Here is a 24,687-nt window from a genome sequence, read left to right on the forward strand (position 1 = left end):
ACACCTCGGCGACGGTCGGCAGCGGCTATGTAGGTGTGGCTATGCTGTGTCCGACTCGGCCGCCGGACGCGAGAGGTGTATAGGTCTGTGGAAACCCCCCGCCGCACGGGCCGTGCCGGTCGCCGACGTACTACCGGCGCACCGTTGTTCGGTCAGCTGCTCACGGCCGCCGTCGAATCCGCGGCCGATTCGATCGCGCTGCGCTACAACCCCACCGGGATGCCCGGCGCGGAACAACACCTCACATATCGGGAGCTCGACGAGCGGTCCTCGCGCCTGGCACGTGAACTCATCGACCGGGGGATGGGCGCGGGCGATGTCGTCGCGATCGCCATCGCCCGCTCGATCGAATCCGTGCTCGCGGTGTGGGCCATCGCCAAGACCGGTGCCGCGTACGTGCCGGTCGACCCGGCCTACCCGGCCGACCGGATCGCCCATATCGTCGCCGACTCCGGCGCGACCATCGGCCTGACCACCGCGGCCCATCGCGCCTGCCTCGGTACCACGGCGTACTGGATCGAACTCGATGACCCGGTGGTCGCCGAGCGCATCGCCGTGCGGCCGGGGCACGCGGTGAGCTACGCCGATCGGGTCCGCCCGATCGACGAAGCGCACCCGGCCTACGTCATCTACACCTCCGGCTCCACCGGTAAGCCGAAGGGCGTCGTGGTGACCCACACCGGGCTTGCCACATTGGTCGCCGCCGAGCGCGAACATTATGACGTGCAACCCGATTCGCGGGTGCTGCATGTTTGCTCGCCGAACTTCGACGTGTCGGTGCTCGAGTTGCTGCTCGCCTTCGCTACCGGTGCGACCCTGGTGGTTTCGCCGCCGCGCGTGTTCGGCGGTTTCGAACTGTCGGACCTGCTGCGCCGCGAACGCATCACCCACCTGCTGATCACCCCTGGCGCGCTCGAGTCCGTCGACCCGGCCGGGCTGCCGGACCTGTCGACCGTGATCGTCGCGGGCGACCGGTTCGGCCCGGAACTGGTCGGTCGCTGGGCAACCGGTGAGCGCGCGTTCTACAACGGGTACGGCCCCACCGAGGCGACCATCCTCGCCACCAGCACCTCGGCGCTGCGGGCCCACGCGCCGATCACCATCGGCCACGCGGTGCCCGGCATGGGCTTGTACGTGCTCGACGCGCGCCTGCGGCCGGTGCCCGCCGGAGTGGTCGGCGAGCTGTACCTCTCCGGCCCCGCGCTCGCGCAGGGGTATCTGGGCAGGCCGGGGCTCACCGCGCAACGTTTCGTCGCCTCGCCGTTCGGGCCGGGCAGGCTGTACCGCACCGGTGATCTGGTGCGCCGGTTCGAACACGACGGCACGCTGGAATACCTGGGCCGCACCGACTTCCAGGTGAAGGTACGCGGCTTCCGGATCGAGCTCGGCGAGATCGACAACGCGCTCACCGCGCACCCCGACCTCGACTACGCCGTGACGCTGGGTAAGACGATGCCCTCGGGCGCGACCGCGCTGGTCGCCTACGTGCTGCCGCGCCCCGGCCGCACGATCGACACCGGCGCGCTGGCGGAATTCCTCGCGGAATCGTTGCCCGCGTACATGATCCCGTCGGTCATCATGGTCCTCGAAGAGCTGCCGCTGACCTCGGTCGGCAAGCTCGACCGCGCCGCGCTGCCGACGCCGGTGTTCACCGCCCGCGGTTTCCGCGCGCCCGCCACCCCGGCCGAACAGGTGGTGGCCGACGTGTTCGCCGCCCTGTTGCTGCGTGACGGCGCGGGCCGGGTCGGCGCCGACGACGACTTCTTCGAACTGGGCGGCGACTCGCTGCTCGCCGCGCAGGCGGTGGCTCGCATCGGCGCCGCGCTGGACGTGCGGGTGCCGGTGCAGGCGGTGTTCGAGGCGCCGACCGTCGCCGCCCTCGCCAATCGAGCCGAGCAGCACCGTGTTTCGGCACACGCGCTCCCGCTGACGCCGCGTCCGCGCCCCGAGCTGGTCCCGCTGTCCTACGCCCAGCAGCGGATGTGGTTCCTCAACCGCTTCGACCCCACGTCGGCCGTGGACAACATCCCGGTCGCGGTCCGCCTTTCCGGCCGCCTCGACCTGCCCGCCCTGCGCGCCGCGATCGCCGACCTGATCGCGCGCCACGAAGTTCTGCGCACGGTCTACCCGGTATCCGACGGTATCGGCGCGGAGGGCCACGGCGCGGTCCTCGACGGCGAAGGTCACCAGCTGGTGCTGGCGGCGGGCGACCCTGCCGCGGTGCCCGAGTTCGAGATCGTCGAGGTGGCGGAGGAAGACCTGACCGAGGCGATCGGCGCTGCCGCGCTGACCGGCTTCGACGTCACCGCCGGGCCGCCGGTGCGGGTGCGGGTGCTCGCGATCTCGGACAACGAGCACGTCGTCGTCTGCGTGGTGCACCACATCGCCGCCGACGGCTTCTCGTTCGCGCCGCTGACCAGGGATCTGCTCACCGCCTACGCCGAACGGCGCGGTGGCGGCGCGCCGCAATGGCCGCCGCTGCCGGTGCAGTACGTCGACTACACGCTGTGGCAGCGTGAACTGCTCGGCGCCGAGCACGACCCGGATTCGCTGCTCGCCGCGCAAGTGGCCTTCTGGCGAAAGACGCTGTCCGGCTTGCCCGAACAGCTCGAACTGCCCACCGACCGGCCGCGTCCCGCCGTGTCGAGCCGGGCGGGCGGGTCGTTGAGTGTCCAGGTCCCCGCCTCGGTGCACGCCGGTCTGTCCGCGCTGGCCCGCGAGCACAACGCCACGCTGTTCATGGTGGTGCACACCGCGCTGGCCATGCTGCTGGCCCGGCTCTCCGGCACCCGCGACATCGCGATCGGCACCCCGGTGGCCGGTCGTGGCGAGCAGGCGCTCGACGAGCTGATCGGCATGTTCGTCAACACCCTGGTCCTGCGCACCGAGGTGAATCCGGCGACGAACTTCGGCGGGCTTCTCGCCGAGGTCAGAGCACGCGATCTGGCCGCCTTCGGACATGCCGATGTGCCGTTCGAGCGGCTCGTCGACCTGCTGGAGCCGGTGCGTTCGACCGCGCGGCACCCGCTGTTCCAGGTGATGCTGACCTTCCAGAACCTGGCCCGCACCGACCTGGCGTTGCCCGGCCTCGCCGTCTCCGCCGCCGACTTCACGGTGCCACTGGCGAAGTTCGATCTGCAGGTGGAGCTCGCCGAACACATCGGCGTCGACGGCGCGCCGCAGGGCCTGGCGGCCACCTTCGTCTATGCCACCGACCTCTTCGACCGCGCCACGGTCGCCGACTTCGCCGACCGCTGGACGCGGGTGCTCGCCGCGGTGGTGGCCGACCCGGCCAAGCCGGTCGGCGATATCGACGTGCTCGCCCCCGGCGAGCGTGAACTCGTCCTGCGCGAGGGCTATTCGCCCGGCATCGCGGTTCCCGAGGTCACGCTCACCGACCTGATCACCGCCCAGGCGCAACAGCGTCCCGAGGCGATCGCGATCAGGGCGGGGGAGCGGTCCCTCACCTTCGCCGGCCTCCTCGGTCGGGCATCGGCGCTGGCCCGCGCGCTCGTCGTGCAGGGCGCGGGCCCGGAAACCCTGGTGGCTGTGGCCGTTGCGCGCACCGAGGAGCTGCCGGTCGCGCTGCTCGCGGTGCTGCTGTCGGGTGCGGGCTACCTGCCGATCGACTCCGGATACCCGGCGCAGCGGCTGGCCTACATCGTCGACGACGCGAAACCCGCTGTTGTGCTGACCACCTCGGCCGAGCACGGACTGCTGACGCCGCTCGCGGATCTGCCCGTGGTGTTGCTCGACGAGCCGCCCGTCTACAGCGACGCTCCGCTGCATCCCGATGAACGCCGTGCTCCGCTGCGCCCGGATCATCTCGCGTACGTCATCTACACCTCGGGTTCCACCGGCCTGCCCAAGGGCGTCGGTGTCACCCACCGCAATGTGCTCGAGCTGTTCGCCAACACCCAGCTGTTGTTCGCCTTCGACGAGGACGACGTGTGGACGGTGTTCCACTCCTTCGCCTTCGACTTCTCCGTCTGGGAACTGTGGTGCGCGCTGGCAGGCGGTTCGTCGGTGGTCGTCGTCGACCACCTGACCTCCCGGTCGCCGATCGAATTCCGCGAACTGCTGGCCCGTGAACACGTGACGGTGCTGAGCCAGACGCCTACCGCCTTCGCCCAGCTCGACGAAGCCGACCGGGCCGCGCAGGCCGCGGGCGCCATCGCGCTGCCGGTGCGGTACGTGGTCTTCGGTGGTGAGGCTCTCGACCCCCGCAAGCTCAGCCGCTGGTACGACCGCTACGGAAACGGGCCGGGCGCACCGGAACTCGTCAACATGTACGGCATCACCGAGACCACCGTCCATGTCTCGCACCAGGTCCTGACCGCGCGGACGGCGGACATCGTCGCCGACCGGGCGCCGGTGGACGCCGACCATATCGGCGGATCTGCCGTCGACCTGCCCGGCAGCCTCATCGGCCGTGCGCTGCCCGGACTGTCGGTGGTCGTCCTCGACGACCGTCTGCGTCCGGTGCCGTTCGGTGTGGCGGGTGAGCTCTACATCGCGGGCAACCAGCTCTCGCGCGGCTACCTCGGCAAGCCGGGTCTCACCGCCACCCGCTTCGTCGCCGACCCGTTCGGTGAACCGGGCGCCCGGCGCTACCGCTCCGGCGACCTCGGTCGCTGGATCGGGTTCCGTGGCACCCCCACCCTCGAATACGGCGGCCGCGGCGACCAGCAGGTGCAGCTGCGTGGTTTCCGGATCGAACCGGGCGAGATCGAGGCAGCCCTGCTGCGGGTGCCCGGCGTCGGGCAGTCCGCGGTCATCGTGCGCGCCGACGAGCACGCCGGAGACCGGCTGATCGCCTACGTCGTCCCGGCGACAGATGTAGTCGATCCGAACGACGCGCCCACGACCGTACTTCCGAAGCCGCCGGTAGGCGCGCGCTTCGGACGTGGCGACAGCGGCGCGGGGTTCGACGACGACTCCACGCCCGCCGATCTTCGCGTGGTCGCGGGTCTGGACCCGGTGGAGGTGCGGGCGGCCGTAGCCGAATTCCTCACCGGATACATGGTTCCCGACGCTGTCGTGGTGGTCGCGGAACTACCGATGACCACCAACGGCAAACTCGACCGGGCGGCACTGCCCGCGCCGGAGTTCACCGCCGCCACCACCTTCCGCGCGCCGACCACCCCCATCGAACTCAGCGTCGCCGAGGTATTCGCGACCCTGCTCGGCGTGCCCGAGATCGGTCTGGACGACAACTTCTTCGACCGCGGTGGCAACTCGCTGCTGGCCACCAGGGCCATCGCCCGCATCGACCAGGCACTGAGTACCGACCTGGTGGTACGTGACCTGTTCGAGGCGCCCACCGTCGGCTCGCTCGCGGCCCGCGTGCGCCCAGGTTCGGTGGCCGCGCCACGACCACCGCTGATTCCGGCGCAGGACCGTGGCGTCGTTCCGCTCTCGCCCGCGCAACAGCGGATGTGGTTGCTCAACCGCATCGACCCCGACTCACCGGCGTACAACATCCCGCTGGTCCTGCGGTTGCGCGGCGCGCTCGACACCTCTGCGCTGCGCTATGCCGTCGCCGATGTGCTCGAACGGCACGAGGCGCTGCGCACCCGTTTCCCGGCCGATGACGCCGACGCTGTTCCGTATCAGGAGATCCTGCCCGTCAGCGCGGTGCTGCCGACCGGCCTCGCGCTGGAGGAATGCGACGATCCACGTGACCGGGTGATGCGTTTGCTCGCGGGCGGTTTCGATGTCGCCGAGCGAGTTCCCCTGCGCGCCGGGTTGTTCACCTCGCCCGCCGAGGACCCGCTCGCGGAGGAAGAGTACGTGCTCGCCGTAGTGGTGCAGCACATCATCGCCGACGGTGCTTCGCTCGCGCCGCTGGCCCGTGATCTCGTGATCGCCTATCGGGCCCGCGTCGAAGGACGCTCACCCGCCTGGTCGCCACTGCCCGTGCAGTACGCCGACTACGCGCTGTGGCAGCGCGAGGTGCTCGGCTCGGAATCCGACGAGAATTCCACCGCCGCGAGGCAGTTGGAGTTCTGGCGGCACACCCTGTCGGGGCAGGCGGGCACGGTCGAGCTGCCGCACGACCATCCGCGCCCCTCGCACGCCTCGCTGCGCGGCGCCGATGTGAGCACCACTCTGACCGCCGACGTTCATGTCCGCCTCGCCGAGATCGCCCGCAGGCACAACGCGTCGCTGTTCATGGTCGTGCACGCGGCACTGGCCGTGCTGCTCGCCAGGATCTCCGGCAGCACCGATATCGCGATCGGCACCCCGATCGCCGGCCGGGGTGAACCCGAGCTCGACGACCTGGTCGGCATGTTCGTCAACACCCTCACCCTGCGCACCGAGGTCGACCCCAGCCGCGGTTTCGACGAATTGGTCAGCACCGCACGCGAAGTCGGCCTGGCCGCCTTCGCCAACGCCGACCTGCCGTTCGAGCGCGTGGTCGAGGAGGTGGCCCCGACCGGCACCGTGTCGCACAACCCGCTGTTCCAGGTGGTGCTCTCCTTCCACAACAACGAGACCCCCGTGCTCCGCCTGCCGGGCCTCACCATCGAGGCGATGGACCTCGCGGCCCGGCCCGCCAAGTTCGACCTGCAGGTCAACATCGAACCGCGCCTGTCGGCGACCGGCGAACCCGATGAGATCGGCATCGTCTTCACCTACGCCACCGACCTTTTCGACGAACACACCGTCGCCGCCTTCGCACGCGGTCTCACCGAGATCGTCACCGCGGTCGCCGCCGATCCCGCAGTGCGTGTCGGCGATATCGATCTGCGTGACGCCAGCGAGCGCGAACGTGAGCTGACGGCCGCGGCCTATGCCCCCGTGCCGTCGGCCAACGGTGCCGCGCTGGCGCAGGAACTGGCCTCGGCCGTGGAGGAAGACCCGGACGCACCTGCGCTCGAGCTGGGTGAAACGGCGATCGCCTACGCCGAGTTCGATGCCCGCTCATCACAATTGGCGCGTTCGCTGATCGCCCGCGGCGCCGGTCCGGGTACGGGAGTCGCGGTGCGGCTCGACCGAGGGGTGGACGCGGCGATCGCGACCTGGGCGGTGCTCAAGGCGGGCGCGGCGGTGGTGCCGCTGATGACGATGGACGCCCGCCCGCCGGGCAGCAACCTCGAGGTGAAACTCGGCCTGACCATCGACATCCTCGACGCCCCCGACGGGCTGGACTGGTACGACCTGGCCGACCCCGCGCTGCGGGCCGAACTGGCCGCGGAATCACCTCGTCCGATCGGCTACGCGCACCGCACCCGTGCCCTGCGCGGCGACGACGTGGCCTTCGCCGGCGGCGGTCGCACGCTGAGCTACGACGAGCTGGCGACCGCGGCCGAGCAGGTGGCCGAGCGCGCCGGGCTCAACTTCGAATCACGCACGCGAGCGGCGGGCCGACCTGATTCGGTGGCGGGCGTGCTCGAGATCGTCGCGGCCGCGATCGCGGGCGCGACGCTGGTGATGGGGGCAGACCAGGGGGGTGCGGACGAGGTGAGCCATGTGTTCACCGAGGCCGCGGTGGCCGTTGCCGAACCCGGCGACGGGACAGGTGCGAGGATTGTCGCGCTCAGTGAGATGATCGGCAACACCGGGCAGCCGCACGAGCGGCGCGCGGTGGTCGGGATGGATGGATAGGTGGAACGAACACTGGCTGGTCCGCACGCGGTGCGGATGAGTGGCAGTGCGCGTCTGTATCGGTACGAGGTGTGCATGACCGGGCAACGGCTAGTCGACTCCGTTGATCGGACGGAACTGTCGTGACCCGGGCGAACCGGGCGTCCGGCGCCCGCGCCCGGCAGCGCGGGAAGTCGCTGCCGCAACTGCTGTCCGTGGCGGTGGAATCCAACCCCGGTGGGCTCGCGCTGTCGTGGGACGACGGCGTGTCCGCGCCGGTGCGCTGGACCTACGCCGAGCTCGACGAACGGTCCAACCGGCTGGCCCGGCTGCTGATCGCCTACGGCGTCGGCCCCGAGGACGTGGTGGCCGTCGGCATTCCCCGTTCGCCGGAATCGGTGCTGGCGATGTGGGCGGTGACCAAGACGGGCGCGGCGTTCCTGCCCGTCGACCCGAACTATCCACCTGCTCGCGTGAGTCACATGCTGGGCGATTCCGGTGCGGTGCTCGGGGTCGCGGTCGGCACGGCGATGGACCGTCTGCCCGGTGCGCTGAGGTGGTTGTGCCTCGATGACGAGGCCGTCCGGCGCGCGACCGACGACCAGCCCGGTGATCCGGTGACCTTCGCCGACCGGGTCCGTCCGCTGCGGCTACAGCACCCCGCCTACATCGTGTACACCTCCGGTTCCACGGGGCTGCCCAAGGGCGTGGTGGTGACGCACGCCGGGCTGGCCGGGTACTGCGCCGAACAGCGCGCGCACTACGCGATCGAGCCGACCTCGCGCACGCTGCACTTCGCCTCGCCCTCGTTCGACGCGGCCGTGCTCGAACTGTTGATGGCGGTGGGCGCCGGAGCCGCCATGGTGCTCGCGCCCGCGGGCATTCTCGGCGGCGCCGAGCTGGCCGACGTGCTGCGTCGCGAAGCCGTCACGCACATGTTCATCACCACCGCCGCGCTGGCATCGCTGGATCCGGCCGGGCTCGATGCGCTGGCCGTGGTCACCACCGGTGGCGAGGCGTGCCCGCCGGACCTGATCCGGCGCTGGGCCACGGATACCCGCCGGTTCCACGACTGTTACGGGCCGACCGAGACCACCATCGTGACCAATATCAGCGCGCCGCTGGTGGTCGGCGACACGATGAACATCGGGGCGCCGCTGCGTGGGGTGACCGAGTACGTGCTCGACGAGCGCCTGGTCCGGGTGCCCGACGGGATGATCGGCGAGCTGTACATCGCCGGTCACGGGCTGGCGCGTGGCTATCACCGTCAGCCGGGTCTCACGGCGTCGCGCTTCGTCGCCGATCCCTTCGCCGGGGCCGAGGGGCGGATGTACCGCACCGGCGACCTGGTGCGCCGCCGGGTGGACGGTGCGATCGAGTTCGTGGGACGCAACGACTTCCAGGTGAAGGTGCGTGGGTTCCGGATCGAACTGGGTGAGATCGACACCGTGCTCACCGGGCACGACACCGTCGACTTCGCGGTGACCGTGGGTCATGAACTCGACAACGGCACCACGATTCTCGCCGCGTACGTCCACGCCGCGCCCGGCGCGCGCATCGAGACCGACCAGCTGTTCGAGCACGCCAAGGCCGGGCTGCCCGCGCACATGGTGCCGACCGCGCTGACCGTGCTCGACGCCATTCCCCTGACGCCGGTCGGCAAACTCGATCGGGCCGCCCTGCCCGCGCCCACCCTGCGTGCCGAGGAGTTCCGGGCGCCCTCGGGTGCGATGGAAGAGCTGGTGGCGCATGTCTTCACCGAGTTGCTGGCACCGGAGAACCCGGTGGGCGCCGATGACGATTTCTTCGCCCTCGGCGGCAATTCGCTGCTCGCCACGCGGGCGGCCGCGCGCCTCGGAGCGGAGCTGTCGGCTCGGGTGCCCGCCGGTCACGTCTTCGAAAGTCCCACTGTCGCCGGTCTTGCCGCACTGCTCGAACCGCTGAAGGGCGCGGGCGGTCACGCGCCCCTGGCACCTCGCGAACGCCCCGAGCTGATTCCGCTCTCGCCCGCCCAACAGCGGATGTGGTTCCTCAACCAGTTCGATCCGGGTTCGACCGCGGAGACGATCCCGTTCGCGCTGCGCCTGTCCGGACCGTTCGACGCGCGCGCCCTGCACGCGGCGCTGTCGGACCTGGTCGCCCGGCACGAATCCCTGCGCACTCTGTACCCGGTCCACACCGCCGAGGGGTACGAGCGAGGTGCCGACGGTGCGGTGGTGGACGGCGTCGGCCACCAGGTGGTGTTGCCGATGGCGGAATCCGTCCCCGATGTGCTGGTCGACTCGCTCACCGAGGACGAATTGCCGCTGTGGCTGGGCGAATTCGCCGCCACCGGGTTCGATGTCGCCGCCGGTGTGCCGTTCCGGGTGGCGCTGGCCGAGCTCGGGCCGCACGATCACGTGCTCGCCGTGGCCTTGCACCACATCACCGCCGACGGCGCCTCGGTCGCACCGCTGCTGCGTGACCTGCTCGGCGCCTACCTCGCCCGCCGCAACCGATCGCGACCCCGATGGCAGCCGCTGCCGGTGCAGTACGTCGACTACACGCTGTGGCATCGCGAGCTCCTCGGCGCCGAAGACGACCCGGATTCGGTGGCCGCCGCCCAGATCGCGCACTGGCGTACGGCGCTCGCGGGACTGCCCGACCGACTCGACCTGCCGACCGATCGCCCACGCCCGCCCGTCTTCACCGGTCGCGGCGCCGAATTCGGGTTCCAGATTCCGGCGGCGGTGCACACGGCACTCGCCGCGCTCGCCCAGCGCAGTGGTACCTCCGAATTCATGGTCTTCCACGCGGCTTTCGCGGTGCTGCTGGGCCGGGTCGCGCACACCGACGACATCGCCATCGGTACCCCGGTGGCCGGTCGCGGCGCCAGGGAACTCGACGACCTGATCGGCATGTTCGTCAACACGCTCGTCCTGCGCACGCATCTCGACCCGCGCGCGAGCTTCGCCGAGCTGCTGCAAGCGACCAAGCGGGCCGACCTCGCCGCTTTCGCCCACGCCGACCTGCCGTTCGAGCGCCTGGTAGAACTGCTCGATCCGGTTCGCTCGCAGGCCCATCACCCGCTGTTCCAGGTTGCCCTGTTCTTCCAGAATCTGGACCTGCCGAACCTGCGCCTGCCCGGCCTCGACGCCACTCCCGTCGAATTCGGCGGTGCGGTAGCGCGTTTCGACCTACAGCTCACGATCGTGCCGGGTGCGGACCCGGCCGAGCCGATGGCCGCGTCGTTCAACTACGCCACCGATCTGTTCGATGCGGCCACCATCGAGATCCTGGCGGCCCGGTTCACCCGCCTGCTCGACGCGGTCGCCACCGACGCCGGTCTCGCGGTCGCCGAGATCGACCTGCTCACCGAGGTCGAGCGGGAGCAGAGTCTGGTGAGCTGGAACGAAACCCGCCACCCCGTGCCGCCGGAGCCGATGCTCGACGCGTATCGCCGTGCGGTGCAGACGCATCCGGATGCCACCGCGCTGGTCTACGAGGACACCGAGCTGACCTACCGGCAGTTCGACGAGCGCGTGAATGCCCTCGCCCGGCTGCTGATCGACCAGGGCGTCGGTCCCGAAAGCCTTGTCGGCCTTGCTGTCCGGCGATCGCCCGACCTGGTGATCGGGATGTACGCGGTGCTCACCGCGGGTGGCGCCTACGTGCCGCTGGATCCCGACCATCCGGCCGATCGCATCGCCTACATCCTCGACACCGCCCGCCCGGCCTGCGTGCTGAGCACCCGTGCCGACGCCATCGAAGTCCCGCCCGGGACCTCGCTGCTGTTGCTCGACGAGCTCGATGTCGCCGGCGTACCGGGTGATCCCGTCCTCGCGCCGGAGTTGCGCGCACCGCTGCACCCCGACCACCCGGCCTACGTCATCTTCACCTCGGGGTCCACGGGCAAGCCCAAGGGCGTCGCGATCTCGCACGCCGCCATCCACAACCAGCTCGTCTGGATGCTGGCGAAATACCCACTCGCGCTGGGCGATGTGTACCTGCAGAAAACCGCGACCACCTTCGACGTGTCGCTGTGGGGCTACTTCATGCCGCTGCGGGTCGGCGCGAAACTGGTGCTGGCCACCCCGGACGGCCACCGCGATCCTGCCTATCTGATCGACTTGATCGGCAAGCACAAGGTCACCGTCACCGACTTCGTCCCGTCGATGCTCACGATGTTCGCCACCCAGGCGGCAGCTGTCGGCACGGACTCCGCGTCCGAAGGCAATGCCGACCTGGAGTCGCTGCGCGAGATCTTCGTCATCGGTGAGGCGCTGCCCGCCGAGACCGTCGACGCCATGGCCGCGGTCAGTTCGGCCAGGTTGCACAATCTGTACGGGCCGACCGAAGCCGCTGTTTCGGTGACGTACTGGCCGGCCCGCCCTGGTGAGCGCTCGGTGCCGATCGGTTTGCCGCAGTGGAACTCCCGCGTGTACGTCCTCGACGATCGGCTGCGACCGGTGCCACCCGGTATCGCGGGCGAGCTCTATCTCGCGGGCGATCAGCTCGCGCGCGGTTATGTCGCGCGACCCGGTCTCACCGCCGATCGATTCGTCGCCGATCCCTTCGCCCCGGCCTCCGGCCTCGCCGCGGCGGGCGCTCGGATGTACCGCACCGGTGACCTGGTGGTGTGGCGTCGGCCCACCGCGAATGCCCCGCACCGGCTGGACTACCTGGGGCGCATCGACTTCCAGGTGAAGTTCCGCGGACAGCGGATCGAGCTCGGCGAGATCGAGACCGCGCTGCTGGCGCACGAATCCGTCAGCCAGGCAGTGGCATTGGTCGCGGCGACCGAGCTCGGTGACCAGTTGGTCGCCTACGTGGTGCCCGCGCCCGGCCACGCCGCCGAGCCCGACCGGCTCCAAGCCGCTGTCTCGAAGACCTTGCCGGTCTACATGGTTCCGGCGTCGATCACCGTGCTCGGCGAACTGCCGCTCAATCCCAGCGGCAAGCTCGACCGCAAGGCGCTGCCCGCGCCGAGCTTCACCGCCCGGGCGTTCCGCGCGCCGAGCACCACCCAGGAGCGGCTCGTCGCCGATCTGTTCGGGGAAGTGCTCGGCCGCACCGACATCGGCGCCGACGACGACTTCTTCGCACTCGGTGGCAACTCGCTGATCGCCACCCGCCTGGTCGCCCGCCTCGGCGCCGCCACCGGTGGCCGCATCGCCGTGCGCACCCTCTTCGAAACCCCGACCGTCGCCGGGCTCGCGGCGGTGCTCGACCCCGGCGCGGCGGCGCAGCCGACCAGTGGCCTCGGCACCCTGCCCCGCCCCGACGAGCTGCCGCTGTCGCCCGCCCAGCGCCGGATGTGGTTCCTCAACCGCTTCGACCAGGGCGCCGACGACGGAGCCGCCGCCTACAACCTGCCCTTCGCACTACGGCTGACCGGCGCCCTCGACGTCGCGGCGCTCACCACCGCGCTGCGCGACGTACTGGCCCGCCACGAGGTCCTGCGCACGGTCTACCCCGACACCGCCGACGGCCCGATTCAGCAGGTTCTCCCCGCCGACCAGGTCCACCTCGACTTCACTGTGCACCGGATCAGCGCCGGGCAGCCGACGGCCGGCGAGGCCGGATCCCGTGATGCCGCGACCTCGCTGATCGCCGCGGTGACCGCGCTCGCGTCGACCGCGTTCGACGTGACCGTCGAGGTTCCGTTGCGGGTCCGGCTGTTCGATGTCACGGGGAGTGGACCCGACGCGCCCACGGAGTACGTGCTCGCCGTGGTGGTGCACCACATCGCCGCCGACGCCTCCTCGATGGCGCCGCTGGTGCGCGATGTGACCACCGCCTACCTCGCGCGGACCGCCGGACATGCCCCGGAGTGGGCCGCGCTGCCGGTGCAGTACGCCGACTACGCGCTGTGGCAGCTGGATCGGCTGGGTGCCGAGGACGAGACGGATTCGGCGGCTGCCCGACAGCTCTCGTTCTGGCGCTCCGAACTCGCCGACCTGCCGGATCTGCTCGAACTGCCCGCCGACTACCCGCGTCCCGCCGTCGCTTCCCTCGCGGGTGGACGGGTGCCGGTGCGCATCGACGCCGAGACGCACGCCGCGCTCGCGGCGCTCGCGCGCGACCGCGGCGCCACGGTGTTCATGGTGTTGCACACCGCTTTCGCCGTCCTGCTGGCCCGGCTGTCCGGTGCCGCGGACGTGGCGGTGGGCACTCCCGTCGCCGGACGCGGAGAGCGCGAACTCGACGATCTGATCGGCATGTTCGTCAACACGGTCGTTCTGCGCACCCGCTACGACGGTGGCGCCACGTTCGCCGAGCTGCTCGCCGCCCAGCGCACGAGCGACCTGGCCGCCTTCGCCGCGGCTGATGTTCCGTTCGAGCGACTGGTCGAGGTGCTCGATCCGCCGCGCTCCACGGCACGTCACCCGCTGTTCCAGGTCGGTCTGTCCTTCCAGAACATCGACCGTGCCGCACTGGAACTGCCCGGCCTGCGGATCGCGCCGGTGTCGGCGGAACTCGCTGTGTCGCAATTCGATCTGCATCTGATCGTCGGCGACGGTTACGACGCCGACGGGGCGCCCACCGGCATCGAGGGCTTCTTCACCTACGCCACCGATCTCTTCGACGCCGCGACGGTGGCGGCCTTCGCCGACCGGCTGACGTTGCTGCTCGACGCGGTGGTGCGCGAGCCCGCCGTGGTGGTCGGTGATGTCGACCTGCGGTCCGCCGAGGAACGCGCGACCGAAATCGTCAGTGGTGCCGCTGATCTCGCTGTACCCGGTGGCACGCTCGCCGACCTGCCGTCGGTCGCCAGGCCCGAAGCTGTCGCACTCGTGGCCGACCTGCCCGAGGGTCGCCTCGAGCTCACCTACGCCGAGTTCGAATCACGGGTGAACAGGCTCGCGCGGCATCTGATCTCGATCGGCGTCGGCCCGGAGTCGATGGTCGCGCTCGCCCTGCCACGGTCGATCGATCTCGTCGTCGCCATGTACGCGGTGACCAGGTCGGGCGGCGCCTACGTGCCGATCGACCCCGATCAGCCCGCCGATCGCACCGACTACATCCTGCACACCGCCGCCCCGATCTGCGTGCTCACCAACGGTTTCCGTACCGACGCCGCGCCGGTGGTGCGCGTCGACCACCCGGTGATCGCCTCCGCTGATCCCAGCCCGATCACCGACGCCGACCGCCGCGCGCCGCTGCGCCCGGACAACACCGCCTACGTCATCTTCACCTCCGGCTCCACCGGTCGCCCCAAGGGCGTGGCGGTGCCGCACGCTGCGGTGATCAATCAGTTGCAGTGGCTACGCGGTGAATTCGGCACGGATGCCGCCGATGTGTTCCTGCTGAAGACCCCCGCCACGTTCGACCTGTCCGTCTGGGAATTCTGGTCCGCCGCCGTCTGCGGTGGCCGCCTGGTGATCGCCGCCCCCGACGGGCACCGCGACCCCGCCTACCTGGACGCCCTGATCACCGACGCGGGCGTCACCACCCTGACAGCGGTGCCGTCGCTGCTCGACGCGCTGTCCGGGTACTGGGAGTCGTCCGCGCACGACGAGAACGGCGGGCCGAGCCGGGTCGTGCCGTTGACCCGCATCCTCGCGATCGGCGAATCCCTGCCCGCCGCGCTGGCCCAGCGTCTGCTGAAGACGTTGCCCGGCACCAGGATCGACAACCTGTACGGACCCACCGAGGCCGCTGTGTCGATCACCGATCACCGTGTCGGCACCGCCGACGTGCTGACCGTGCCGATCGGCGCGCCCGCATGGAACAGTCGCGTCTACGTTCTCGACGAGCGGTTGCGGCCCGTGGCCCCCGGCATCAGAGGCGAGCTGTATCTCGGCGGCGTCCAGCTGGCTCGCGGTTACCTGCGCAAAGCGGCCCAGACCGCTGATCGTTTCGTCGCCGATCCCTTCGAGCCCGGCGCTCGCATGTACCGCACCGGTGACCTGGTCGCGCGCACACCACTGACCGAGGTACCGGACAGCCTGCTCCCAGCCGGTCGCGCCACAGCGGGCGGCGAGCTGATCTACCTGGGCCGCAGCGACTTCCAGGTGAAGATCCGCGGGTTCCGGGTGGAGCCCGGTGAGGTGGAAGCCGTGCTGCTCGGGCTGCCCGCGGTGAGCCAGGCCGCGGTGCTCGCCCGGACCGACGCCCATTTCGGTGATCGACTGGTCGCCTATGTGGTCGGCGCGGATCTCGATGTCGCACAGCTGAAGTCCGCGCTGGGGGACAAGCTGCCGACCTATCTGGTGCCCGACGCCTTCGTTGTCCTCGGGGAACTGCCCTACACCGTCAACGGCAAGCTGGATCGAAAGGCGTTGCCCGCGCCGGTCTTCGAGGCCACCACCTTCCGCGCCCCGGCGACCCCTACCGAACAGGTGGTCGCGGAGGTCTACGGCGAGATCCTCGGAGTCGCCTCCGTCGGCGCCGACGACGACTTCTTCGCCCTCGGCGGCAACTCGCTGCTCGCCACAAGGGCGGCGGCCCGGATCGGGACGGCGCTCGATCGCGCGGTCGGCGTCCGACTGCTGTTCGAAGCGCCGACGGTGGCCGATCTCGCCCTGCGCGTGCACCGATCGGACGAGGCCACCGCACCACGGCTGCTCGCCGGACCGCGCCCGCAGCGGGTGCCGTTGTCACTGGCACAGCAGCGGATGTGGCTGCTCAACCGGCTCGACCCCGACGCGACCGTCTACAACATCCCGGCCGCGATCCGCCTCACCGGCGCCCTCGACCTGACAGCCCTCGGGCTCGGTGTCGCCGACCTGTTCGCCCGGCACGAGGTGCTGCGCACCCGCTACCCGGCGCGCGGGGATGCGGCGATCCAGGATGTGCTCGCGCCCGACGCGGTGCGCGTCGACCTGACCCCGGTCGAGGTCGCCCCCGACCACCTCACCGACGAGGTGCGCCGGATCGTCGCCACCGGGTTCGACGTCACCGTCGAGCCGCCGGTCCGCGTGCGGCTGCTGCGCCTGGGCGCCGACGATCACGTCCTGGTGTTCGTCGCCCACCACATCAGCGCCGACGGATTCTCCATGGGGCCGCTCACCCGCGACCTCGTCCTCGCCTACACCGCGCGCACGGCAGGCTCGCCGCCCGCGTGGTCGCCGCTGCCGCTGCAATACGCCGATTACGCGGTGTGGCAACGCGACTCACTCGGCGACGAAGCCGACCCCGCCTCCACGGCCGCCGCCCAGCTGGCCTACTGGCACGACGAGCTCGCCGGCCTGCCCGAGGAGATCGCCCTCCCCGCCGACCGTCCGCGCCCTGCGGTGCAGTCCTTCGCGGGTGCCACCAGCACCTTCGAGATCGACGCCGCACTGCACGCCGAGCTCGCCGGCCTGGCCCGCGCGCAGGGTGTCACGGTGTTCATGGTCGTCCAGGCCGCGCTCGCGGTGCTGCTCGCCCGGCTCAGCGGCACCGACGACGTCGCCATCGGGACTCCGATCGCCGGCCGTGGCGCCCGTGAGCTCGACGATCTGGTCGGCATGTTCGTCAACACCCTGGTGCTGCGCAGCCGGATCACCGAGAGCGATCCGTTCACCGCGCTGCTCACCCATACCCGCGACACCGATCTGCGCGCCTTCGCCCACGCCGACGTCCCGTTCGAGCGGGTGGTCGATGCGCTCCAACCCGCGCGGTCGGCGGGCCGACACCCGCTGTTCCAGGTGGCGCTGTCGTTCGAGAACCTCACCCCGGTCGCCTTCGAACTGCCGGGAATCACGGTGGGCGCGCTCGACGCCCGCACTGCCGAGGCCAAGTTCGACCTGTTGCTCACCATGCGTGAGCAGCAGGACAACGGCGGCATGCACGCCGAATTCGCCTACGCGACAGACCTGTTCGATGCCGAGACGGTGCGGAGTTTCGGTGCGCGCTTCGTCCGGCTGCTCGCCGCCGTAGCCGCCGACCCCGATCTCGCCGTGGGCGATATCGACCTGCTCGACCCCGCCGAATTCCTCGCGAACATCACCTTCGCGGGCCCGGCGGCCGAGCCGGAGCGCACCCTCGCCCAGCTGATGGACGAGGCGGTGCGCGCCGATCCGACCGGCATCGCCCTGCGCGGTGACGGGCGCGGCTTCACCTACACCGAGCTCGATGCCGCCGCCAACCAGCTGGCCCGTGGCCTGATCGCCCGTGGTGCAGGCCCGGAAGTCGCTGTCGCCGTGGCGATTCGGCGCTCGGTCGAATCGGTGCTCGCGGTCTGGGCGATCGCGCGCACCGGCGCGGTGATCGTGCCGATCGACCCCGGCTATCCGGCCGAGCGGATCAGCCACATGGTCACCGACTCGGGCGCCGTCTTCGGTATCACCCTCGCCGCCGAACTCGCCGGATTGCCCACGCTGTCCGGCGCAGGCGGCTGGGTAGCGCTCGACGATCGGGCGTTCACCGCCGAGATCGCCGGCTGTGCCACCGTGGGCCTGCGCGAGATCGAACTGCTCACCCCGCCGAGCACCGCCAATGCCGCGTACATGATCTACACCTCCGGTTCGACCGGACTGCCCAAGGGCGTCGTTGTCACCCATGCCGGGCTCGCCAACTTCTGCGCCGAGCAGAAACAGCGCTACCGCCTCGACTCCGCGACGCGCGCACTGGCTTTCGCCTCCCCGTCGTTCGACGCGTCGGTGCTGGAACTGCTGCTCGCCATCGGTGGCGCGGGCACCCTGGTGGTCGCTCCCGCCGGATCCGTCGGCGGCACCGAGCTCGCCGAGCTGATCCGTACGGAGGGCGTCACCCACACCTTCCTGACCCCCTCGGTGCTGGCCACCCTCGACCCCGACGGCGTTCCCGGTCTGCGCGTCCTGATCGTCGGTGGCGAACACGTACCCGCCGACCTCGCCGCGCGCTGGAACACGCTGCCCCAGCGGCACTTCCACAACGGGTACGGTCCCACCGAGACCACCGTCATGACCGCCATCAGCGACCCGCTGCGGCCGGGCGATGCCGTCCACATGGGCGGCCCGATCCGCGGCATCCGCGCCCTGATCCTCGACGAACGCCTTCGTCCGGTCCCCGGCGGTGTCACCGGCGAGCTCTACCTCGGCGGCATCCAACTCGCCCGCGGCTACCACCAGCGCCCCGCTCTCACCGCAGCGCGCTTCATCGCCGACCCGTTCGGTCCCGAGGGCGCCCGCCTCTACCGCACCGGCGACCTCGTTCGCCGACGTGGCGATGTCCTGGAGTTCCAGGGCCGCAACGACTTCCAGGTCAAGATCCGTGGACTGCGCATCGAGCTCGGCGAGATCGACGCCGTGCTGGCCGCCGCACCCGGAGTCTCCTGGGTCGCCACACTCGGCCGCGACAACGGCGCCGGCTCGACGATGCTGGTGTCCTATGTCCTGGCCGACGAGGGCCGAGCGCTCGACACCGCCGAACTCACCGCGCTCGCCGCGCAGGTGCTGCCCGACTACATGGTGCCCGCCGCGATCATCGTCCTCGACGAGATTCCGCTGACTCCCGTGGGCAAGCTGGATCGGCGCGCGCTGCCGGACCCGCTCGCCGCTCGCGGCGAATACCGCCCGCCCCGTACCGCCGCCGAGAAGACCATCGCCCGGGTCGTCGCCGATGTCCTCGGCCACGACCGGGTCGGTCTCGACGACGACTTCTTCGCTCTCGGCGGCGACAGCATCACCGCCATCCAGGTCGTGTCGCGGGCCTCGGCCGCCGGAGTGGTCCTGCGACCGCGCGACCTGTTCGACGCGCGCACCGTCGCCGCGCTCGCCGGACGCGCCGAAATCGCCGTCGCACCGAGTGCGCCGTCGGCCACGCTCCCGCTCACCGCCACCGCCGCCCAGCTCGCCGAAGCGGGCGAGGCCGCGGTCGAACCCCGCGCGGTACTGCTCGAAGTACCGGCAGACTGCCCGGACGAGGCCGTCGCGGCCGCCGCAGCCGCGGTGATGAACCAGCATCCGATGCTGTGGGCGCTGCTCGACCGCACCGGCGACACGCCGGTGCTGCGCATCCCGCCGCCCGACGAACGCATCGGCGACGCCTTCCGCAGGCTCGACAACGAAGACGGTGAGTCCTCGCTGCCCGTCGACGACATCGTGGCCGCGGCCTCGGCAGCGCTAGACCCGGACGAGGGCCGCAACATCCACTTCGTCCTCACCGGCGACGCCGGTAGCTCGGCCACCCTGGTCGTCGTCGCCAATGCCCTCGTCCTGGACGAGAATTCGTGGCGCGCGGTGGTCGACCAGCTGACCACGGCCTGGAGCCGGGGCCGCCACGCCGCACCCGCCGCACCCGATGCCGGACTCGGCGACCTGGTACGCCACCTCGCCGCATACCCGTCCACCGCCGCCGCACGGGCCGAACGCGCCTACTGGCATCGCGCGATCCGATCCAGGGCAGGCGAATCCGCCGATCTGCACCTGCGCAACCGGGTCTCGCTGAGCATCACCGGCGAGGGCACCACCGCGGTGCGCACCGTCGCCGATGCCTACCGCGCCACTGTCGACGAGGTATTGCTCACCGCCGCCGCGCTGGCCCTGCACACGGCTGCCGACACCGCCGCGGCACGGGCGATCGGCACGGTGGTGCGGCTGCGCGCCGACCAGCGCCTGCTCGGCCGACCCGATGCGGAGAACGTCGTCGGCGGGTTCACCACCGACTACCCGCTCGCGCTGCGCCTGGACGGCATCGACGTCGCCGACGCGCTCGTCGGCGGTCCCGCCGCGGGAACGGCCCTGGCCCAGATCAAGGAACTGCGCCGCGCGGTTCCCGCCCACGGCGCCGGCTTCGGCCTGCTCCGCTACCTCGACACCGAGACCGCCGACAGCGTCCGCACGCTGGATCGCGGCCGATTCGCCGTCCGTCTGCGCGACCTGCGCCCCGCGCGCGTGCACACCGATGTGGCCGCCGACGACCTCGCCCTGGTGCTCACGGTCGACGCGACCGATGACGGCTTGGTCGCCCGATTCGACTACGCCACCGCCGTACTCACCGCGGACGCGGTCAAGACCTTCGCCGAACACTGGATCCGCGCGCTCGGCGGACTCGCCGAACACGGATTGCAGCCCGGCGCGGGCGGATTCACGCCGTCGGACTTCCCGCTGGTGCGACTCGGCCAAACCGAGCTGACGCGTCTGGTCCGCCGCTACCCGCTGCTCAGCGACGTGTGGCCGGTGACGCCGCTGCAATCGGGCATGCTGTTCCACGCGCTGCTCGCGGAGAACTCGGTCGACCCCTACATCACCCAGTTCGTGCTCGACCTCGATCTGTCCGTGGACGACGAGAAACTGCACGAGGCGGCACAGGCCGTGCTCGACCGGCACGACAACCTGCGCGTCGCGTTCGCCACCGACGCCGCGGGCACCCCCCTGCAAGTGGTGCTCGACGACATCGACGTGCCGTGGCAGGTCATCGACACAGTGCTCGATGGCGCCCCTCCCGAGGGCCCTGCGTGGTCACGCTCCGCTGCCGCCTCCGTGCCCGCCGGTCAGGGCGCGGACGCCGCCGCCTACCAGCGCATTCGCGCCGCCGATCTGGCCGCGCACTTCAACATGGCCGCCGCGCCGCTGCTGCGGTTCACGCTGGTGCGCACCGCCGAGACCGCGCACCTGCTCGTCACCAGCCACCACATCCTGATCGACGGCTGGTCGACCCCGCTGCTGCTACAGGAACTGCTCACCGCGTACGTGGTCGGCGGTCGGAGCAGGCGCCTGCCCAAGGTCGCGCCCTACCGCGATTACCTGGCCTGGCTCGTCGGCCAGGATCTCGAAGCCGCCAGGACCGCATGGCGCGCCGCGCTCACCGGCCTGGCCGAGCCCACTCCGCTCGCGCCCGTCGATCAGGGCCGCGAGATCGCCACCGGCACCGGCGAAACCGGGTTCGTGCTCGCCCCGGCGGACACCGCCGCGCTGAGCGAGCTCGCCGCGAGCCTTGGCGTCACGGTGAACACCGTGGTCCAGGCGGCCTGGGGCCTGCTCATCGCACGGCTGGTGGATCGCGACGACGTGGTGTTCGGCGCCACCGTCTCGGGCAGGCCGGCCGAGCTCGACGGCGTGGAACGAATGGTCGGGCTGTTCCTCAACGCGATTCCCGTTCGCGTGCGGTTGCGTCCCGGCGATACCGTCGCCGAGCTGCTGCGCACACTGCAGGACGATCAAGCCGCGCTGCTCGATCACCACTATCTGGGGCTCGGTGAGATCCAGGAGATCGCGGGCATCGACGCGCTGTTCGACTCGCTCGTCGTCTTCGAGTCGTTCCCGGTCGACCGCGAAGGACTGGCACAGGCCGCGTCCGGATCGGCCGCCGTCACCGGGATGGACGCCGCCAACGGCACCCACTACCCGCTCACCGTGCAGGTGGTCGCCGACGGGCAGCTCCGGGTGTCGGTGAAGTACCTGCGCGATGTGTTCGGCGAGGACACCGCCACCGCGCTGGCGCAACGCTTTTCGATGCTGCTGGCGAGGTTCGTCGCGAGTCCGCAGGCCAGGATCGCCGAGATCGATGTGCTGCTCGCGGAGGAACGCGCGACCCTGGCGGCGGTCAACGCCACCGACGCGCCCGAACTGCTCGACGAGGCGACGCTGCTGTCGCTGTTCGACGCGCAGGTCCGGCGCACGCCCCAGGCCACCGCACTGGTCGACGGTGAAACCACCTACACCTACGCGGAATTCGACGAACGCGTGCGCGAGCTCGCCGGTTCCCTCCGTGCGCGGGGCGCCCGGCCGGAGACGCTCGTCGCAGTCGCGATGCGGCGCGGCATCGACCTGGTGACCGCGATCTACGCGGTGCTGCGGACCGGTGCGGCGTACGTACCGGTCGACCCGGACCACCCGGCCGAACGGACCGACCGGGTGCTGGCTTCGGCCGCGCCGATCTGTGTGCTCGCCACCGCCGGTTTCACCACCGACTCCGGCATTCCCGTCCTCGAGCTAGCCGCTGTCGGTGGCGAAGCGGCGGAGCTGGAGCTGCCGAAGGCCGACAATCTCGCCTACGTCATCCACACCTCCGGGTCCACCGGCACGCCCAAGGGCGTCATGCTGACGCACCGGCAGCTGGTCAACCAGTTCCGCTGGGCGCAGCGCACCTACCCGCACGGCCCCGGCGACGTGGTCCTGCACAAGACCCCGGTCACCTTCGACATCTCCACCTGGGAGTTGCTGTGGCCGTTGCAGACCGGCGCCACGGTGGTGATCGCCGCTCCCGACGGTCACCGTGACCCGGCCTACCTGGCCGAGGTGATCACCGAACGCGCCGTCACCACCGCGCATTTCGTGCCGTCGATGCTGGACGCCTTCCTCGCCGACCGTGACACGGGCGAATTCCCCTCGCTGCGGCGGGTGTTCGCGGCGGGCGAGGCGCTGACGTCCTCGACCGCGCGCCGGTTCGGCCAGGTGCTGCCCGCGGCGGCACTGGTCAACTGGTACGGCCCCGCCGAAGCCACCGTGGTGACCGCGGCGCAGGTAGAAGCCGGTCCCGCCGTGGGTATCTCGATCGGCATACCGGTCGCCAACACGCGCGTCCACGTGCTCGACCGGCAACTGCGACCCGTCCCGCCCGGTACCGCGGGGGAGCTGTACCTGGAAGGGGTGCAGCTGGCCCGCGGCTACCTCGGCGCGCCCACCCTCACGGCCGAACGCTTCGTCGCCCATCCCGGCGGCGGGAGGCTCTACCGCACCGGCGACGTCGTGCGCTGGACTACCGACGAGAGCCTGGAGTACCTGGGCCGCAGTGACTTCCAGGTGAAGCTGCGCGGTCAGCGCATCGAGCTCGGTGAGGTCGAGGCGGTCCTGCGCGATCATCACAGTGTCCGGCATGCTGCCGTCGCGCTCGTCCACGGCCCGACGGGAGACCGGCTGGTCGGCTACGTGGTGCCGGTCGAACCGCCGGTCGAGGAAGCCCCCGCGTCGGCCCGACCGGAGGGCTATTCGATCGAAAGCGGCGCCACTACCACTGGTTTCGATCAAGTCGCGTTGCTCACCCATGCCAGGGCAGCGCTCCCGTCGTACATGGTTCCGGCGACCGTGGTGATCCTGAGCTCGCTGCCGCTCAACGCCAGCGGCAAGCTCGACCGCAAGGCCCTGCCCGTCCCCGCCTTCACCACCCGCGCCTACCGCCCGCCGACCACGCCGTTGCAGCGTGCCGTCGCCGAGGTGTACGCGGAGGTGCTCGGCGCGGGCAAGGTCGGCCTCGACGACGACTTCTTCGAACTCGGCGGCAACTCCCTGATCGCCACCAAGGCGATCAGCCGCCTGCGTACCAGGGTCGGCGCCGAGGTGCGGGTGCAATGGTTCTTCACCGACGCCACTGTCGCCGCGCTGGCCGAGCGGATCGACGCCACCCAGTCCGCCGGCGGCGATCGCGACCTCACCTCCGACCTCGAATCCGACGACGCCCTCGGCGTCCTGCTGGCCATCCGCAACCGGGTGCCGCACGGCACGGAAGCCGGCGGAGCGCTGTTCTGCATCCACCCGATGTACGGGCTGTCCTGGTGCTACGCCGGGCTGGCACAGTACATTCCGGCGCGGCGGCCGATCTTCGGCCTCCAGTCGCCCGCGCTGAGCGAGGCGGGCTACCTGCCGGGCACGCTCGCCGAGATGGCGCGCCGCTACGCCGCCGAGATCAGGACCCAGCAGCCGCACGGCCCGTACCGGCTGATGGGCTGGTCGCTGGGCGGTGTGCTCGCCCACGCCGTCGCCACCGAACTCCAGGCGGCGGGGGAGCAGGTGTCGCTGCTGGCGATGCTGGATTCGCATCCCGATATCGATGTCCCCGATTTCCACACGGCGGTCCGCGACGCGCTCGCCGAACTCGGCGTCGACATCAGCGCGGCGCTGCCCGCCGCGGGGGTACGCGAGCTCAGCGAGGACGCACTGGCCGCGCTGCACGCGATCATCCCGGCCAACATGGCCGTACTCACCCCCGAACGGGTGCGCCGGATCTATCGCAGCGCGGTGCGCTCGGCCGAGCTGATCGCCGAACACCGGCCCGCGGTGTTCCGCGGCAGGCTGGAATACTTCAGCGCGCTCGGACATGAGGCGGCGGCGGCCAATTGGGCCCCGTATGTCGACGGCGCGGTGCGTGATCGGCCGGTCGCGGTGGTGCATGATCAGATGACCTCGCCGCAGGCGCTGGCGGAGATCGGTCCGCGATTGGCGGAGCTGCTCGACGCCGGTGACCGCGCGGCCGGGGCACGGTGACACCAAC

General features: G+C 70.9%; 2 protein-coding genes. Both read left to right on the top strand.

Going from position 1 to position 24,687, the window contains the following annotated elements:
• The first annotated feature begins 87 nt into the window (after nucleotides 1-87).
• Nucleotides 88-7,611 carry an amino acid adenylation domain-containing protein gene (locus ACWGCN_RS06550; RefSeq protein WP_452458406.1) on the top strand — a complete coding sequence of 2,508 codons (7,524 nt, stop codon included), beginning with the start codon at nucleotides 88-90 and terminating at the stop codon, nucleotides 7,609-7,611.
• Nucleotides 7,612-7,733: 122 nt separating this feature from the next.
• On the top strand, nucleotides 7,734-24,680 hold the full coding sequence (locus ACWGCN_RS06555; RefSeq protein ID WP_452458405.1) for an amino acid adenylation domain-containing protein: 16,947 nt from the start codon (nucleotides 7,734-7,736) through the stop codon (nucleotides 24,678-24,680).
• The last annotated feature ends 7 nt before the right edge of the window (nucleotides 24,681-24,687 follow it).

This window comes from Nocardia sp. NPDC055050, assembly GCF_053608345.1.